Origin of the sequence: Candidatus Methanoperedens sp. (genome assembly GCA_012026795.1) — an archaeon.
Lineage (GTDB): Archaea > Halobacteriota > Methanosarcinia > Methanosarcinales > Methanoperedenaceae > Methanoperedens.
This window is the reverse complement of the sequence record VEPM01000015.1, coordinates 81848-98009: the sequence shown is the minus strand read 5'-3', so window position 1 is coordinate 98009 and position 16162 is coordinate 81848. Positions and strand designations below refer to the sequence as shown.

The 16162-nt window shown below is 41.7% G+C and carries 17 protein-coding genes; 7 read left to right on the top strand and 10 right to left on the bottom strand.

What is annotated here, in order from left to right; genetic code table 11:
* Positions 1-251 precede the first annotated feature (251 nt).
* Positions 252-1532, top strand: a complete 1281-nt coding sequence (locus FIB07_08940; GenBank protein ID NJD52978.1) for an ATP-binding protein — start codon at positions 252-254, stop codon at positions 1530-1532.
* Here the strand turns inward: FIB07_08940 and FIB07_08935 are convergent.
* Positions 1499-2173: an HAD family phosphatase gene (locus FIB07_08935; GenBank protein NJD52977.1), complete on the bottom strand. Its 675-nt coding sequence runs from the start codon at positions 2171-2173 to the stop codon at positions 1499-1501. The genes FIB07_08940 and FIB07_08935 overlap by 34 nt on opposite strands.
* Positions 2174-2496: 323 nt before the next feature.
* Between FIB07_08935 and FIB07_08930 the strand changes: the two genes are divergently transcribed.
* The 3 genes from FIB07_08930 to FIB07_08920 are packed head-to-tail and all read left to right on the top strand — an operon-like array spanning position 2497 to position 6686.
* Positions 2497-3309 (top strand): electron transfer flavoprotein subunit beta/FixA family protein, encoded by an 813-nt coding sequence (locus tag FIB07_08930; GenBank protein ID NJD52976.1) that lies wholly within the window; start codon positions 2497-2499, stop codon positions 3307-3309.
* A 35-nt stretch (positions 3310-3344) separates the two neighbouring features.
* Entirely contained in the window at positions 3345-4706 is a 1362-nt protein-coding gene (locus tag FIB07_08925) for a 4Fe-4S dicluster domain-containing protein (GenBank protein NJD52975.1), read from the top strand.
* 3 nt (positions 4707-4709) lie between these two features.
* Positions 4710-6686, top strand: coding sequence for a 4Fe-4S dicluster domain-containing protein (locus tag FIB07_08920; GenBank protein ID NJD52974.1), 1977 nt, complete (start codon positions 4710-4712; stop codon positions 6684-6686).
* Between the two features lies 1 nt (position 6687).
* Here FIB07_08920 and FIB07_08915 read toward each other — a convergent pair whose 3' ends face one another.
* From FIB07_08915 to FIB07_08905, 3 genes are read right to left on the bottom strand one after another with little or no spacing between them, the layout of a single operon-like run.
* Positions 6688-7053, bottom strand: coding sequence for a hypothetical protein (locus FIB07_08915; protein ID NJD52973.1), 366 nt, complete (start codon positions 7051-7053; stop codon positions 6688-6690).
* Positions 6906-7277 (bottom strand): hypothetical protein, encoded by a 372-nt coding sequence (locus FIB07_08910; protein NJD52972.1) that lies wholly within the window; start codon positions 7275-7277, stop codon positions 6906-6908. The genes FIB07_08915 and FIB07_08910 overlap by 148 nt, the downstream gene beginning before the upstream one ends.
* 23 nt (positions 7278-7300) lie before the next feature.
* Positions 7301-8161, bottom strand: a complete 861-nt coding sequence (locus tag FIB07_08905; GenBank protein ID NJD52971.1) for a universal stress protein — start codon at positions 8159-8161, stop codon at positions 7301-7303.
* 251 nt (positions 8162-8412) lie between these two features.
* Here FIB07_08905 and FIB07_08900 point away from each other — a divergent pair, with 251 nt between their 5' ends.
* The 3 genes from FIB07_08900 to FIB07_08890 are packed head-to-tail and all read left to right on the top strand — an operon-like array spanning position 8413 to position 9735.
* Positions 8413-8715 carry a hypothetical protein gene (locus FIB07_08900; protein ID NJD52970.1) on the top strand — a complete coding sequence of 101 codons (303 nt, stop codon included), beginning with the start codon at positions 8413-8415 and terminating at the stop codon, positions 8713-8715.
* Positions 8607-9215 carry a hypothetical protein gene (locus FIB07_08895; protein NJD52969.1) on the top strand — a complete coding sequence of 203 codons (609 nt, stop codon included), beginning with the start codon at positions 8607-8609 and terminating at the stop codon, positions 9213-9215. Before FIB07_08900 ends, FIB07_08895 begins: the two co-directional genes overlap by 109 nt.
* Positions 9157-9735, top strand: a complete 579-nt coding sequence (locus tag FIB07_08890; protein NJD52968.1) for a TrkH family potassium uptake protein — start codon at positions 9157-9159, stop codon at positions 9733-9735. The genes FIB07_08895 and FIB07_08890 overlap by 59 nt, the downstream gene beginning before the upstream one ends.
* 19 nt (positions 9736-9754) lie before the next feature.
* Here the strand turns inward: FIB07_08890 and FIB07_08885 are convergent, their stop codons facing one another.
* The 6 genes from FIB07_08885 to FIB07_08860 form a co-directional block, all read right to left on the bottom strand.
* Positions 9755-10348 (bottom strand): DUF1614 domain-containing protein, encoded by a 594-nt coding sequence (locus FIB07_08885; GenBank protein NJD52967.1) that lies wholly within the window; start codon positions 10346-10348, stop codon positions 9755-9757.
* A 70-nt stretch (positions 10349-10418) separates the two neighbouring features.
* A complete protein-coding gene (locus tag FIB07_08880; protein NJD52966.1) occupies positions 10419-11357 on the bottom strand; it encodes a calcium/sodium antiporter in 939 nt (312 codons plus the stop codon).
* Positions 11358-11391: 34 nt separating this feature from the next.
* Entirely contained in the window at positions 11392-12642 is a 1251-nt protein-coding gene (locus FIB07_08875) for a hypothetical protein (GenBank protein NJD52965.1), read from the bottom strand.
* Positions 12643-12667: 25 nt separating this feature from the next.
* Positions 12668-13528 carry a universal stress protein gene (locus FIB07_08870; protein ID NJD52964.1) on the bottom strand — a complete coding sequence of 287 codons (861 nt, stop codon included), beginning with the start codon at positions 13526-13528 and terminating at the stop codon, positions 12668-12670.
* Positions 13529-13885: 357 nt separating this feature from the next.
* Entirely contained in the window at positions 13886-15016 is a 1131-nt protein-coding gene (locus FIB07_08865) for a DUF1646 domain-containing protein (GenBank protein ID NJD52963.1), read from the bottom strand.
* A gap of 139 nt (positions 15017-15155) precedes the next feature.
* A complete protein-coding gene (locus FIB07_08860) occupies positions 15156-15887 on the bottom strand; it encodes a tetrahydromethanopterin S-methyltransferase subunit D (protein ID NJD52962.1) in 732 nt (243 codons plus the stop codon).
* Positions 15888-16162 lie beyond the last annotated feature (275 nt).

Here is a 16162-nt window from a genome sequence, read left to right as displayed (position 1 = left end):
CTATACCAAGGTGATCAATGTTTTTACTCGAATATTCCATGCCGGTTGATTCTTATTTTGATTATATAAAATCAACGGGCACCATGTGCGGAATGTGGGATAAATATATGATTTATTGAATTCACATATGCCAACTATTTCTCACCATAAGATAATTTTATACTTTCCTCAACAAAAATCTAATCAACTCCTTAAAAATCCTCGACATTCATCGAAACATATATAACCTCCCCCGCCAGAAACAATCTATCATGCTCGATCAATCCATCCGTTCATGGAACCCATGGTGGGCACAAAAGATGCCTCCATCTCTCACTGGTATCAGAAGAGACATAACAGATGACATCATCAAAAGCCTCGGCACTCCCCACATAAAAGACATAATAGGGGTCAGGCGGTGCGGCAAGACCACTATTCTCTATCAGGTGGCAGAGCATCTGACCTCCCAGGGAGTGCGGGCAAAGGACATCATGTTCCTGAACTTCGATGACCCATCAATAAATGCTGCCACATTTCCCGAACTCCAGAAGGAGATATTTAAAATAAATCCTGATACTTCCCACATATTCCTTGATGAGATACAGCAAAAAGCAGGATGGGAACGCTGGGTAAGGACGCTTTACGACACAAAAAAATTCCGGAGAATATTCATTTCAGGCTCATCTGCAAGCCTGCTTTCACAGGATATGGGAAGAGTCCTGACAGGCAGGCATATAACCTTTGGAGCTACACCTTTTTCCTTCAGGGAATATCTAAAAAAAAGAGGGTGGGAGGATTTCAGTCCTGAATACCTGGCTTACAATAAAGACAAGCTACTCCATTACCTGAGCGCATATCTTGAAGCCGGGGGCTTTCCTGAAACAGCAGGACTCGATGATTTCGGACGAAAACAGGTGCTCACTATGCTTTACAATGACATTCTTGCAAGGGATATTTCTTCCAGATATGGTGCAACCTTTGAGATAACAGACAAGATATGCCGCTTTTTACTGACAAATCCCGGAGCGCAATACTCAAGTAACAGCGTGGCGAAAGCTACTGACACTGCTGTTGAGACTGCTGAGAAATATATCGGCTATCTGAAAGAATCCCTTTTGATACATGACCTTCCCATTTTTTCATTCAAATTGAAGACACAGTTCAAGCAGAATAAAAAAACATACCCTGTGGATACGGGCATCAGGAATGCCGTCTGTCTGCGTTTTTCTAATGACACAGGAAGGCTTGCGGAGACGGTTGTTTTCGTTGAACTTAAGCGACGCAATATTGATGTTTACTACTGGAAGAACCAGGATGGTTATGAAGTTGATTTTGTAGTAAAAGCTGGCCAAAAAATCACAGAGCTTATCCAGGTCGCATGGGATGTAAGGAACGACGTTACGCAGAGGCGCGAAGAAAGGGCGTTGGAATATGCTATGGAGGAACTTGATGTTAATGAAGGAATTATTTTAACGGAAGATGAGGAGAAAAGTATTGAAAAAAATGGAAAGATCATAAATTACTTGCCCATGTGGAAATGGCTTTTAAATTGAATGTCAAATTTCGATATACATTCTTTCAACCTTGCATGGTCTGGAAGCACAATATCTGCATCCTCCAATAATTCCGGTTCCACGTACGTTGGGATTGCTATACAGTACAGGCCCGCCCTTTTTGCAGATTCAACACCCAGGGGCGCATTTTCGATAACGATACATTCATCTTTTCTGACTTTTAGCATTTCAACAGCTTTTAAATAAGGCAGGGGCGATGGCTTTCCCTCAATAACATCGTTTCCTGTCACCATTACAGAAAATATATCCGGGAAAAAGTACTCAATTAACTCTTTGACAACTGTTTTATCAGAGCCGGATACGACCGCAAGATCATATTTGTTTTTTAAGTCGTCGATCAATTCATATATTCCTTCAAAAACAGTCGCCTTGTTGATTTTTGAAAATATCTTCTTTTTTTCCTCTGCAAGTTTATCAAAGTCCTCAGGTTCAGGTATCCGTCCTACTTTTTCAAATACCATCCTGATTATTCCAACATGGTTTGAACCTTCCATCTTATAGATATCATCCCTCTTGACTTTAATACCCACCCTTGCAAAAACAGCTATCCATGCATCCGCATGATAGGGCATAGAATCAATAAGCACACCATCCATATCAAAAATCACTGCTTTTAGAATCATTCCTTAACATCCCGTATATTCAACGACAATATTTGACGTCCCGCTTTTTACACACTTCCATTAACCTTAACTTTTTCCTTCTTTTTTATGCACTGATTATTACGATATATAGATACTTTTATACATTATAAGTATTATTATGATATTAAAAACGGGGAACATTAGATTATGAGAGAATACCATGCACTCATTAAGACCTGATAAGATTACAATACAAGGAGCATGCTTGACCTGAAACAGGGAGGCAAATTGATATTAAGGAAGCAATAATTTTTATGGTTGTATAAAGAATATAAGTATATGCTGAGGGATAATTTAAAATGTTAATCGTTACATGTGTAAAACAGGTACCGGATACTACCCAGGTAAAAGTTGACCCGGTCACCGGTACTTTGATAAGAGAGGGTGTACCGTTCATAATAAATCCGTTTGATACCTATGCCCTGGAAGAAAGTCTCAGGCTTAAAGAAAAATACGGCTTTCGCATAGCGGTTATTTCCATGGGGCCTCCAAATACAGAAGTTACACTGCGAAAAGCCCTTTCCCTTGGGGCTGATGAGGTAATACTTTTAAGCGACAGGGCTTTTGGAGGAGCAGATACTCTTGCAACCAGTATGGTTCTGGCCGAAGCCATCAGGAAGCTTGGTACAAAAGAAGAAGTGGCAATGGTAATTTGCGGCAGGCAGACCATTGATGGGGACACAGCGCAGGTCGGGCCTGGTATTGCAACCAGGTTAGGTTATTCACAATTGACCCTTATAGACCATATTGAAAATGTGGATTTGAAAGCAAAAAAAATAAGAGTCAGCCGCAGGCTGGAAGGCAGGCACGAAATAGTTGAAGCCCCGCTTCCTTCAATGATCTCGGTGCTCCGGGAAATAAACCGTCCGCGTTATCCGAAAGTGCCTATGCGCCTTTTTGCACGGGATGCTCCCGTGACATTATGGAACAACAAAGAGATAGGACTTAGAGAAGATACTATCGGCCTTAAGGGTTCTGCTACACAGGTGCGGAAAATCTTTTCGCCCCAGAGAGAGAAAGGGGAGATAATCGGGGATGGGGTCAAAGATCCAAAGGCTTCTGCCAGATTATTGGTCGAAAGGCTTAAAGAGAAAAATATCCTGAATTTATAGGAGACATGAGTTAAATACTGTAGAGGCACAAGTTTATGGATGAAGAAGGAGAGAAAAAGATACGCAAACCACGCGGCATAGCTAAACTTATCCCGGGAAAATGCATCGCTTGCGGAGCGCGCTGCCAGAGTTCCTGCCCCGAAGATGCCATAGAAATGAATGATAAAGGCGAGCCTGTCATCAACCTGGAAAAGTGCATTGGCTGTCGCAGATGTATCAAGGTTTGCCCTGCCCAGGCCCTTGAGATTTTTTATACACCCGAGGAAAAGAAAATCCTTGAGCAGATAGCTGCATCCGCAAAGGGAACTGGCACAAAAGAAGTCAGTATTGAAGAAGCCGCAGCAACGGCCCATATCAAAGAATACAGAGGGGTATGGATTTTTGTGGAACATACCGAAGGCGAGCCTGCTACCGTTTCATGGGAATTGCTGGGCGCTGGCGCGAAGCTGGCTAAAACCTTGGGCGTTGAACTTTGCTCCATAGTAATCGGCGATAAAGTAGAGCATCTGTGCCAGGAGTCTTTTGCGTATGGTGCTTCCCGTGTTTATTTACTGGATGCTCCCGTATTTCATTATTACCGCACCGAGACTTATAATAAGGCCATCTGTTACCTGGTGAAAAAGTACAAACCCGAAATATTACTTATGGGCGCTACAGGTCTTGGAAGAGACCTTGCAGGCGCAGTTGCTACAAAACTGAACACCGGCCTGACCGCGGATTGTACGGGTCTTGATGTAGATGAAAAAGGTTTTTTGTTGCAAACACGTCCGGCTTTTGGCGGCAATATAATGGCAACGATCCTTACAGAACGGACAAGGCCGCAAATGTCCACGGTGCGACCACATGTGATGCCTTTACCCTGTAAGGATACATCGCACACGGGTGAGATAGTCCGTGAATTTTTTGCGATCAAAGAAGATGATGTTGCTGTCAAGGTGCTGGAAATTATCAAAGACCAGAGAGCGGAGTGTGACCTTGCGGCAGCAGATGTCATAGTTGCAGGGGGCAGAGGAATGCAGGCAAAGGAGAATTTCGGGATGTTGCAGGAGCTTGCTGATGAGCTTGGCGGCGTAGTTGGTTGTTCGCGCGCTGTGGTTGAAGCGGGCTGGATGGGCGCAGAACGCCAGGTTGGCCAAACAGGCAAAACCGTAAGACCTAAAATTTATATCGCATGCGGCATCAGCGGCGCTATCCAGCACCTGGTCGGGATGCAAAATTCGGATGTCATAATCGCTATCAACCTGGATAAAAATGCCCCGATATTTGAGGTTGCAACCTATGGTATCGTGGGTGATGTATTCAAGGTAGTTCCGGCCATTATCGATTATATAAGGGAATTACATACAGGCAAGATATGTTCCATATCAGGATCAGAAAATATTATCGGGAAGGAGTAAGTTATGTTGATTAATATCAGTACAATTATTTTTGCAGCCGCCATAGCGCTTTTTTTGTGGAGCTGCTATAGGCGTTTTCGCCTGCTTTTGCTTGGCAGGCCGGAAAGCCGTTTCAACAATATCGGTAAGCGTATAGAGGGCGTTCTGTATTACGCATTTGGGCAAAGATGCACTGTTTCCCACGGATATCGTTTTGGCTGGAACCATCTTGTTCTTTTCTGGTCTTTCATGTTATTATTGATAGCCAATATAGAATTCCTGCTTGAGGGATTGTTCCCGGATTCAATCAGTTTCTCATTGCTTCCGCCCGGCATGTATCATCCCCTGGCTTTTTTGATAGAGATTGCATCAGCTCTTGCCCTGCTGGCCGTTTCTATCGCGGTCATCCGCCGCCTGGCATTTCCTCCCTGGTACATTGAAGCCAGGAGCATGGATGCTTTTATAATTCTCGGCCTGATCGCCTTACTTATGCTCGCCTTTTTCGGTTTGCATGCAGGTGAGATAGCACAGGGTACTGAAGAAGCAGCCTCTTTCATGCCTGTATCTAATTTTGTAGCTTCCGCTTTTTTTTCAAAAGTTCCTGCAGGAAGCCTGAATGGATATATAGATGCTTTCTGGTGGCTCCACGCAATTGTGCTGCTGGGTTTCCTGAATTACCTGCCTTACAGCAAGCACATGCATATCCTGACAGGTATACCGAACGTATATCTTAGAAGCCTCACGAAGGTCAACACCCAGCCCAGGGAAGAGTTCAAAAAGGGAAATGAATTTGGTGTCGGGAGAATTGACCAATTTACCTGGAAAAACTTAACTGATTCATATTCCTGTACCGAGTGCGGCCGCTGCACGGATAACTGCCCGGCTACAAATACGGGTAAGGTGTTAGACCCCAGGCTGATTATCCTGAATATGAAGGTCAACCTGCTGGTAAATGGCCCAGGGATAATAAGAAATGAAGAAACGGTAATACCTTTGATCGGAAGTGGAAAAGAAGGCAGTGTTGCAGAACAAGCTCTCTGGGATTGTACGACCTGTGGGGCATGCATGGAAGTTTGTCCGGTATTTATTGAGCATGTTGTAGAAATCGTCCAGATGCGCCGAAATCTTGTAGAGATGAAAGCAAAAGTACCTGAGGAATTAATTGCACTTTTTGAGAATATAGAGCAGCGCAGTAATCCCTGGGGTATTGCACCTGGAGATCGAGCAAAATGGGCGGCTGATCTGGATGTTAAGCTTTTTGAACCTGGTAAGACCGAATATTTATTTTATGTCGGATGCTTTGGCTCTTTCGATGCACGCAGCAAAAAAGTGTCCCAGGCAATATCAAAAATCCTGAATGACAGCGGCATTTCATGGGGTCTCCTGGGAAAAGAAGAGTTGTGCTGCGGCGACAGCATGCGCCGTCTTGGTAATGAATTTGTTTTTGATAGCATGACCCAGGAAAATATCCGTTTATTTAATGAGAAGGGCATAAAGAAGATTATTACCCAGTGTCCGCATTGCTATAACACCTTCAAGAACGATTACCGACAGTATGGCATGGAACTGGAAGTTGTTCATCATACTGATCTGATAAATGATATGATAAAATCGGGTAAGCTGAAGTTAGATGATGCAAAGGATTTTGGAAATCTCGTATTCCATGACTCATGTTATCTGGGACGCTATAATGGGATATATGAAGCGCCGCGAAATGTTATTGCTTCTATAACAGGCCAGGCGCCGATCGAAATGGAACGACACAAAGACAGGTCTTTTTGCTGCGGCGCCGGAGGCGGACGAATGTGGATGGAAGAAGCTACAGGAAAACTGATCAATATTGAGCGGGTCGAGGAGGCTATGAAAAAAGATCCAAAGACGATTTGCGTGTGCTGCCCATACTGCATGACCATGTTTGAAGACGGGATAAAAGGCATCAAAGCCGATGATAAAGTACAGGTGCTTGATCTTGCCGAGATCGTAAGCGCAGCATTGAAGTGACCTATGTTAGCAGTGTCATGAATAATAAAACGATAAATGGGGCCTTGATCCTTGAACACCCAAAAGCTACGCTGACAAGAACAAAAACAATATATATTCCCAGAAAAATAGCCCCTTCTTTCCTGTCTATCACATATCCTGATTTTTTGAAAATTATCAGTAATACCGAGAGTATGATCATAAATGAAATTTGAATAAGAATTACTTCAGGGGCTATATTTATCGGTTTGATAATAGCTGCAAAACCAAGAACCCACAGGATATTTGCAACATTGCTTCCAATAATATTCCCAAGCGCCTCTCCATGCCGATTGCAATGAAAAATCCCCCGATTACCAGGAAGATTATCTGATTCCCGTACTCTGATGTAACCATTACAACCTCAAGCGCCCCAAGAAGCGGAAAAAGAATTATCGGCAGCATTGAAGTGGCAGGAATCGATATTGCCTCCGTCAGCCACCAGCACGCAATCCAGGCAGTGCTCGCAGCTATTGATTTTGCTTCCCAGGACAGTCCTTCTATATCTGAGAGAAGTATTAATAAAAAAAGTACAGGCCCAACCACCAGACCTGCTTTTTGTCTTGAGATCATCTGAAGTCTAAAATGTGCTGTTTTTACTTGACCCTCACTACCAGAACAGGCCTATTTGCTCTCCTCACAACTGCACAGGTAGTGCTACCTACCAATAATTCCCTGAACCAACCTTTCCCATGTGGGCTCATTGCTATCAGTGATACATCATTATCCTCGGCCGTTGAGATTATTTCCTCGGGCAGGTTTCCCACACGAACATGATCTTTCACATTGAAACCTGCTCGTCCGAAATCATCTCTGATATCGCCAAGCTTACTTTTAGTCTCATTGACATTTTCTTCTATTTCCTCCTCTGTCTCCCCTTTACTAACAACACTCAGAAGAACAACTTCTTTAATATCCTTTATTCCTTTGATAAATGATATTGTCTTTTTTGCAGGCTCAGAAAAATCAGTTGGCAAAAGCACTTTTGAGAAAATCATCGTGCAGAATTTTTCATGTTTTACTCCTTCCAGGTCTTTCACCAATTTATAGCGCATGATAAGAAGGTTGGTCTTTGCATGACGCACTACGTTTGCAGAAGTGCTTCCAAGAAGAAGATCCTTTATTGGGCTTTTTCCACGCGCACCCATTACGATCAAAGAAACTTTTTCTTTTTCCGCAGCTTCCAGAATCGCTCTGGAAACATCACCTTCTGTTATAACATCCACTTTTGTTTTCACTTTCAATCCCATACTCTCGATGTAATTTTTCTTCTCTTCCATGAGAATTTTTGTATTCTCTATATGCGGCCCATGAGTCCATCCTCGTTTTGAAGGATGTGTGGCATCCACTACATGCAAAAGCATCAATTCTTTTATCTCCGGAATTTCACCAATGCATTCAAGAGTCTTCTGTGCATACTCTGAAAAATCTGTCGGAAATAGAACTTTTTCGAACATTTTATCCTCCCTATATCATTATTTCTAACTTCTTGTATTTCAATCTAATTGATTTAAATCCTGGATAACCTTTAGAAGAAATAAAAATATTATATATTAGCCATCCTATCATCAATAATTCGTTGAATCTATAACTTATTTAACTGATTATTGCTAATACCCTTGTCTTGTTTTGTTCATAATGAAAACAAAATTCTCATGATTATAATAAGTAGATAAACTATATATGTATTCATGTAAAGTTATAGGATATGTTTCCAGTTCTTGCGAACATGGGGCTTGTCATGCAGGTTGCAGGGATCTTAGTCGCTTTCCCCATTGTCATGGGATTCGTTTATAATGAAACGCAGGCAATAATCTCATTGTTCATAACCAGTTTTGCATTCTTTTTCTCTGGTTTTTCTCTAAACGCCCTCTCTATGCGTGAGGAGCTTGATTTCCGTCAATCCTGCATTCTTCTTACAGGTGTTTTTTTATACTGGGTATTATTGGCGCGGTTCCATACTTCTGGCTCAATATATTCAATGATTCAAGCCTCACTGTGCGATTCGTGAACAGTTTTTTTGAGAGTATCTCAGGGTATACTACCACTGGCTTTTCGCTTATAACAGATCCGGATGCTCTTCCGCGCTCGCTCATGTTCTATCGCAGTTTCACGCACCTCATAGGTGGATTAGGCATCGTGTTCATACTCCTTGCGTTCTTCTACAATGGTAAGACGCTGGACAATATGTCAAGAGTTATGAACTTTATGCGCGTGACTGATAGTATTAAACAATCCTTAGCGTCGATTCTTGTAGTATATACAGTGTACATCCTTCTTTTCTCCGCAATAATATACATTTTGGGCTTAACAGACATAGCAAATACAATCTCAGTTGTGCTGAGTTCGCTCATGACAGGCGGCTTTTCTCCAATAGCTGATTTTTCACCATATACCGCATTTCCCGTATCACTGATCGTTATTGTTATGATGGTTCTCAAAGGAATTCTGGATGTTTATTATCATCTCTGCTATTGGCGTGGTGGCTGTACGGGCTGTTTATCCGCTTGATATATTTACTATAATATTCCACGTTCTTAGCGCATCCACTGGTACAGGTTTCTCCACAATAAATTTCAGCATAATTCCCGAAAAAGCAAAGTTTCTGTTTATTGTCCTGATGTTCCTGGGCGGAATGAGTTTCTCCACAGCGGGTGGAATCAAAATCTTCCGTCTTGCTCTTTTTTTAAAGTCAATTCCTTTTGCTATCGGTTCTTCTATCGGGAAAAAGTATGAAAAAATCGAATTCGACGGTAAAGATTACGATAAAGAAGATATCTTAACAAACCTTGTATTCATTCTTCTTTCGTCTATCCTTGTGATTGTCACAGGAGCGCTTCTCGCATTCTCCGGCTTCGGACTGGTCGATTCGATGTTCGAGGCAGTTTCCGCTTTTGCTACATCGGGATTATCAGCAGGAATCGTATCCATAGCCCTTGATATGCATTTGAAACTTGCGCTCTCAATTTTAATGGTAGTCGGAAGAGTTGAGATACTTCCAATTCTTGTTACAATGACAAAAATCCGTTGATAGAGCGCCTTTCCCACACTTATGCCAACAGCACAGATATCAAACCTGTTAGAAATATTGCATCAAATGTCCCGGCTCCTCCGATCGAAATAACCGGCACATCCAAATCAGCGATTTTTTTCAAATTAAGCAGGTCAACACCGATTAAACATCCGATCGTGCCTGAGATATAAGCTATCATAGGGGCATCTTGAGGAGAGATCATGAGAGCTGTCGCAGCAGCCAGAAATGGAGGAATTAAAACATGGATCGCTATTCCTCTTCCTACCACCGGTCTTGCTATACTATGGATAAAGAAAGTCATGATCAGAACTCCTATTATCACATCGACGGGGCTAACCATCGTGGACAGAAATCCTGACATAACTATTGGAATAACAGCGCCCCCTAGGTTAACGGCTATGCTGGTTTTCTCTACTTTAACAGGAAAGTTCACGTTACTTCCAAGTAGCGATAAAAAGAGGAAATAGACCGAATACTCAGGAGGAAATCCCAGTTTTCGAAAAGCAGTGCCGAATATATTTAAGCTTACAAATATTAAAACCAATACCAGGACAAAGAATAAAAAAACAATAAATGACGCTCTTATCCCTGGATGTGTTTGATATGACATTCGACCAACCTTCTCCTCTTTTTGTACATTCTATTTGTTATAACATAGCTAAACTTCCAGTTGTTTAAAATCATCCCCCGGAAGCTACGCTTACAATAACAAAAATAACATATATTACCAAAAAAGTAGCTCCTTCTCTTCTGTCGATCACATATCCTGACTTCTTAAAAATGATTAGTAATAGAGATAGCACCAGCATAAATAAAACTTGAATTAAAATAAGTTCAGGAGCTATATTAATTGGCCTGATAATAGCTGCAACCCCAAGAACCCACAGGATATTAGCGACATTGCTTCCAATAATATTCCCAAGCGCCATTGTCATGTATCCTTTGCTCGCAGCTGAAACCGAAACAAAAAGTTCAGGCAAAGAAGTCCCAAAAGACATGAGCAAAAGAGCAATAAGATATTCTGATATACCATAAGCCACGGAGAGTCCGATTATAGAATTTACAAGAATCCTTGCTCCTATGAGTATGCCAACAAGTCCTATAAGAACTTCTAAAATATTTTTAATGAAGCCATTTTTTCCAATAGATTCAACACCTATTTCCCTGTATGTGTTAATTGCATGCTTTAGATAAAAAACGTATGCGGTTATAAAGGCGGTTCCGCCGATCCTCCCAATACCATCCGCGGCCAGTAAGAACACAGATGCAAAAGCCAGTATGATAAGATGTATCCAGCCGCTATAGATTTCAGTGTATTTTATCACAAGCGGTTTAATGATACAGGTCAGACCAAGGATCAGGGCGATATTGGTGATATTGCTCCCGATGATATCCCCGACCGCTATTTGACCATGATCGATGTACGATGCATATATATCAGAAACCAGTTCTGGCAGTGAGGTTCCCAGCGCAACAACAGTAATCCCGATGACAAAATCGGAAACTCCGAGAATCTTGGCTAGTTTTGAGGCTCCTTCAGTGAAAATATCGCTGGATTTTATAATAATAGGGATTGAAATAATGAAAAATATTAGAAACTTAATCGATTCGGTTAGCATTATTATACCCCATATATTCGTATTATCAAATCAGTCATATCATAGAAGTTCCAATACCACAAATAATGTTATGATCGCTATGCACAATATATTCATCCAGAATCCAGCCTTTGCCATTTGTGGTACAGTCACATATCCTGTACCGAACACTATGGCATTGGGCGGCGTAGCCACCGGCAGCATGAAAGCAAGCGAAGAGGATATGGCTGCGGCGATCATTAGTCCCAGAGGCACAATACCCAGCGCTGCAGCAAGGGAAGCTGCCACTGGCAGTATAATTGTAGCAGTAGCGGTGTTTGAGGTTATTTCTGTCATGAAGAGTGTGAGCGTGACAACAGCCAGTATTATTACAACTGAAGGCATATCTTTCAGAAAAAGAAGCTGCTGCTCTATCCCCGCATCTAAGCCCGTTTCTATAAAACCCTTGGCTATGGCTAATCCTCCTCCAAGCAAAAGCACCAGATCCCATGGAAGCTTTATCGTGTCTTTCCATATCAGAAGCCCTTCTTTCTTGAATGGTAATTTTTCCAAGCCTGGCAATCTCATCAGTTATTCCATCTCCGAGTGCTTTAATTCTCGGAGGATATGCAATATATACCAGATATATCCAGCATATAAATAATATAAAAAATGCCAGCAGAAAGCCAAAATAAGCCCACTGGAGGAAAGTTATCTTAGATGAGTAAAATGTGCGATAAATACCAGCAAATATTAGATTAGGGGTAGTACCGATGAGAGTGGCAATTCCTCCTATTGAGGCTGCATAAGCTATCGAGAGAATGATAGTCGTGTTAAAATTTTTATCTTCTCCTGCCTTTGAAGCCTGATATATGATCGCTGTGGCTATTGGCACCATCATCATGGCAGTCGCAGTATTGCTGATCCATGCGGAAATGAAAGCTGTGGCAGCCATGAATCCTGCTATTGTTTTTCTGGGACTTGTTCCGATAGTTCTGATGATGTGAAGCGCAATCCTGATATGAAGTCCCCATTTCTCCATGGCAATAGCAATGAAAAATCCCCCTATCAGGAGGAATATTATCTTGTTTCCATACTCTGCTGTAACCTCTCCAACCTCAAGAGCCCCAATCAAAGGAAAAAGAATTATTGGAAGAAGCGAAGTTGCAGGTATGGGAATCGCTTCCGTCAACCACCAGCATGCTATCCATGCAGTGCTTGCTGCTATTGATTTAGCTTCCCAGGGTATTCCTTCTATGTCTGAGAGGAGAATGAATAAAAAAAGTACAGGTCCAAGCACCAGACCTGCTTTTCGTCTCGATATCATTGGAAGCTTAGTCAACGAATCTTTTTTACTTCGCTCTCACTACCAGAACAGGTCTATTTGCCCTTCTTACTACTGCACAGGTTGTACTTCCTACCAATAATTCCCTGATCCAGCCTTTCCCGTGCGGGCTCATCGCTATTAGTGATACATTTTCATCCTCTGCTGTTGAGATTATTTCCTCCGGAACATTCCCAACTCTAACGTGATCCTTCACCATAAAACCTGCCTGTCCAATCTCCTCTTTGATATCAACAAGCCTTTTTTTGGCCTCATTAACATTTTCTTCTATTTCTTCCTCAGTTTCACCTTTGCTAACTACATTCAGGAGATCAATGTCTTTAATCTCTTTTATATTTTTTATAAAAGAGACCGTGTCCCCTGCAAATTCAGAAAAATCAGTCGGTAAAAGCACTTTTGAGAAAATCATCGGGCAGAATTTTTCATGTTTTACTCCTTCTAAGTCTTTCACCAGTTTATAGCGCATGATCAGAAGGCTGGTCTTTGCATGACGCACTACGTTTGCAGAGGTGCTTCCAAGAAGAAAATCCTTTATTGGGCTTTTTCCACGTGCTCCCATTACGATCAAAGAAACTTTTTCTTTTTCCGCCGTTTCCAGGATCACTCTGGATACATCACCTTCTGTTATCACATCCAGTTTTGTCTGTACTTTCAAACCGAGACTATTGAGGTATTCTTTTTTCTCTCCCATGAGAATTTTTGTATTCTCGATATGCGGTCCATGTGTCCATCCTCGCTTTGAAGGATGCGTCGCATCAACTACATGCAAAAGCATCAATTCTTTTATACCGGGAATCTCACCAATGCACTCAAGGGTCTTCTGTGCATACTCTGAAAAATCTGTTGGAAATAAAACTTTTTCGAACATTTTATCCTCACTTATTTTATTATTTCTAATTTAATGTCAGGAAATATCTTTATTAAAATTCCGGTTAGGCACCAGTTGTTATAGGAGTTTTTTCAATTGAAAAATTGAAAAAATTTTATGATGCCTAACCTTTAGAAGAAATAAAAATATTATAAATTAACCACCCTATCATCAAAAGAATAAAGAATACGCCTATAGCTATGATATACGCTCCTATTCCCAATTCCTTTATTTTCTCAATGAATTCTATTTTCATGTTCTTTTTCCAGTTTGATTCTCATCTTGTTCCTGAAACTGTTCCGGAAACCCGCAGCCACATATCTTGCAGATTTGCGAGAGACCATGTTTAACTAATAGTCAGATATAATTCGGCGCATAGAGTATTATGAAATATACCAGCATCGCTACAAGACCCAGAGGAACCCCAAGCCTTGCCCATTCCTTGCTTGTAATCCCAAGCTTGTTGGCAGCTATAATATTGGGTATATTTCCTGGGATGAGCATACCGCCTGATACAAGCAATCCCATCAAGACACTTTTGATCTTGATCGCCGGGTCGGGTGCGCCAGGGATAATCATGGAAGGATCGACTTCGGCAGCCGCAAGAGTAGCATTATCAAGGATAGCTGATACCATATTCACCCAGTAAAGAGCTTCACCTGCCATTTTTGTTACATACCATTCAATGATCGGTGTAAAGCCAGTTCCGAGAAGAACAAGGGCCATTACGAACACATACACCTTTGCTGCCCTGATAAGCACATCGTTTATTCTTTCGTGAACATCATCTGTAACTACGGCATCATCTGTGGGTACTTCTTTTTTAGAAGCGAAGAAAACACCTACTATGCCGAACGCCAGGACTCCTGGTATTATATATTTTCCAAGCAAATCGAAAAGATAGAAGAAACTTTCCTTCATCTTTGTCTTTATAACTATTGTAGAAAGTGGTTCACCGATAGGAGTAAGTGCGGCGCCAAGGCCAATTGCAAAGCAGGCGATTATTGTCAGATTTACCATTGTCTTACGATTAAGCTTCAATGCGCTAATTATCTCAACAAGCAGAAGCGCAGCAATGATGGCAGTGATAACACTTGAAAGCAGACCGAGAACCACGATTACTGCAAATACCACAATCTTAAGCGGTATTCTTGCCAGTATTCTCTGCATTAAGGCGCGTATGTGCCCTCGCCCATAATGGAAAATAAGCCCTGCAAATAACACAGCAAGCGATATTTCAACAGGATCGACAAGTGCTTTTTCGATCAGATGAAAGTTCCAGTTAGGCAAAGTTCCCTCAACCCCGGATTCGGCGCCGGGTGATACTTTCAGGAAGAAGGAGTTTACTGTTACTGCCAGAACACCCATTGAGAAAAGGAATACCTCAAGGTTATGTTCGATTTTTTTGATCAGAAATGGGCCAAGCAGGACAATAAGGAAAATTGCCAATAATCCGCCTGCAACTGTTGAGCTGAATTCAAAGCTCATTGTACCTCTGTTGGACCTATTTTTGACCGGTTGTTATAGAATACGATTATAGCTGTCACAATATTATGCCCCTCGTTCCATGAATTAAAACAAGTACTCCCTTTCCTTCAGTGCAGATATTTCTTCAGAAAGTATCATGTTACATTCCCGTTGAAATTAATATTGCTACGACACCAAGGACAAGGCTCACAATAAAGCTTGTCAGGGCATCTTTTGGAAGAACGCGCCTGAATTTGGGGTCATGGAATCCTTCTATTGTTCCGCCTACGCCATAAGATGGGACAACTGCATTAACATAGAAAACACCCATGGTAAATACACCCGCAACTGCGGCGGCGCTTGTTGCACTGATCAATTGACCGTATATTCCAACAAGAACATAATATATGAGCGCCCCTCCAATGCCGCCAAGCGCAGCCCCGATTACTCCACTGACAAAACATACGGTTGGAATTCCCTGTCCCTGGGTCCCTTTAGACATATATATGTCCTGGCTGTCTCCTGTTATCGGATCTTTTTTTACCTGTGCCGAAGAAAAAGGCACTCCAACGCCATAGGCATATATTAAAGTGGCAGCTATCATTGCACTTGATATCATTATCATGGAGCCAACTGCTCCCGCAGCCAGTACTAAAGCCATTGGCGCGTTCTCAACATTTGCATACATATAAGCCCCTGTTATCAGGCCGACAAGCCCTGAACCTGCTGCGAGTTCCACGGTGCCTGTTCCTATTCCAGTAGCCTGTGCCATTGCCGCCGGGGCGCCTCCCACTGGTACAAAGTGCACACCTATACAAATAAGAGTGCCGCTGATGGCTATTAATAGAATGTCCATCATTATTTCGGGAGAGAGTAATGAAATATCTACCATTTCAATTCACTCCTTTTTTCTGATTGCATATATTTTATCCTCCAATTTTTTACAGTAATCACCACATAGAACCAACGTGAATGATAGACCTGTTCTACGAACAATAATTATCAAATGTTATAAATCTTTCGAATTTGTTACAACTTGTTAGTAATTATATATAATCCATAGAAAACATAATACGCATGCAAAATAATTCAATGCAAAGAGTATGAAAGGTAATGAAAGGTCCCATAAAAGCATTCGAATCCTGGTACTAGTATTATTGATATCAG

Coding starts and splice junctions, on each gene's coding strand:
- FIB07_08940 (NJD52978.1), top strand. CDS start 252: ATGCTCGATCAATCCATCCGTTCATGGAACCCATGGTGGGCACAAAAG.
- FIB07_08930 (NJD52976.1), top strand. CDS start 2,497: ATGTTAATCGTTACATGTGTAAAACAGGTACCGGATACTACCCAGGTA.
- FIB07_08925 (NJD52975.1), top strand. CDS start 3,345: ATGGATGAAGAAGGAGAGAAAAAGATACGCAAACCACGCGGCATAGCT.
- FIB07_08920 (NJD52974.1), top strand. CDS start 4,710: ATGTTGATTAATATCAGTACAATTATTTTTGCAGCCGCCATAGCGCTT.
- FIB07_08910 (NJD52972.1), bottom strand. CDS start 7,277: ATGATCTCAAGACAAAAAGCAGGTCTGGTGGTTGGGCCTGTACTTTTT.
- FIB07_08905 (NJD52971.1), bottom strand. CDS start 8,161: ATGTTCGAAAAAGTTCTATTTCCGACAGATTTTTCAGAGTATGCACAG.
- FIB07_08900 (NJD52970.1), top strand. CDS start 8,413: ATGTTTCCAGTTCTTGCGAACATGGGGCTTGTCATGCAGGTTGCAGGG.
- FIB07_08890 (NJD52968.1), top strand. CDS start 9,157: ATGTTTATTATCATCTCTGCTATTGGCGTGGTGGCTGTACGGGCTGTT.
- FIB07_08885 (NJD52967.1), bottom strand. CDS start 10,348: ATGTCATATCAAACACATCCAGGGATAAGAGCGTCATTTATTGTTTTT.
- FIB07_08880 (NJD52966.1), bottom strand. CDS start 11,357: ATGCTAACCGAATCGATTAAGTTTCTAATATTTTTCATTATTTCAATC.
- FIB07_08875 (NJD52965.1), bottom strand. CDS start 12,642: ATGATATCGAGACGAAAAGCAGGTCTGGTGCTTGGACCTGTACTTTTT.
- FIB07_08870 (NJD52964.1), bottom strand. CDS start 13,528: ATGTTCGAAAAAGTTTTATTTCCAACAGATTTTTCAGAGTATGCACAG.
- FIB07_08865 (NJD52963.1), bottom strand. CDS start 15,016: ATGAGCTTTGAATTCAGCTCAACAGTTGCAGGCGGATTATTGGCAATT.
- FIB07_08860 (NJD52962.1), bottom strand. CDS start 15,887: ATGGTAGATATTTCATTACTCTCTCCCGAAATAATGATGGACATTCTA.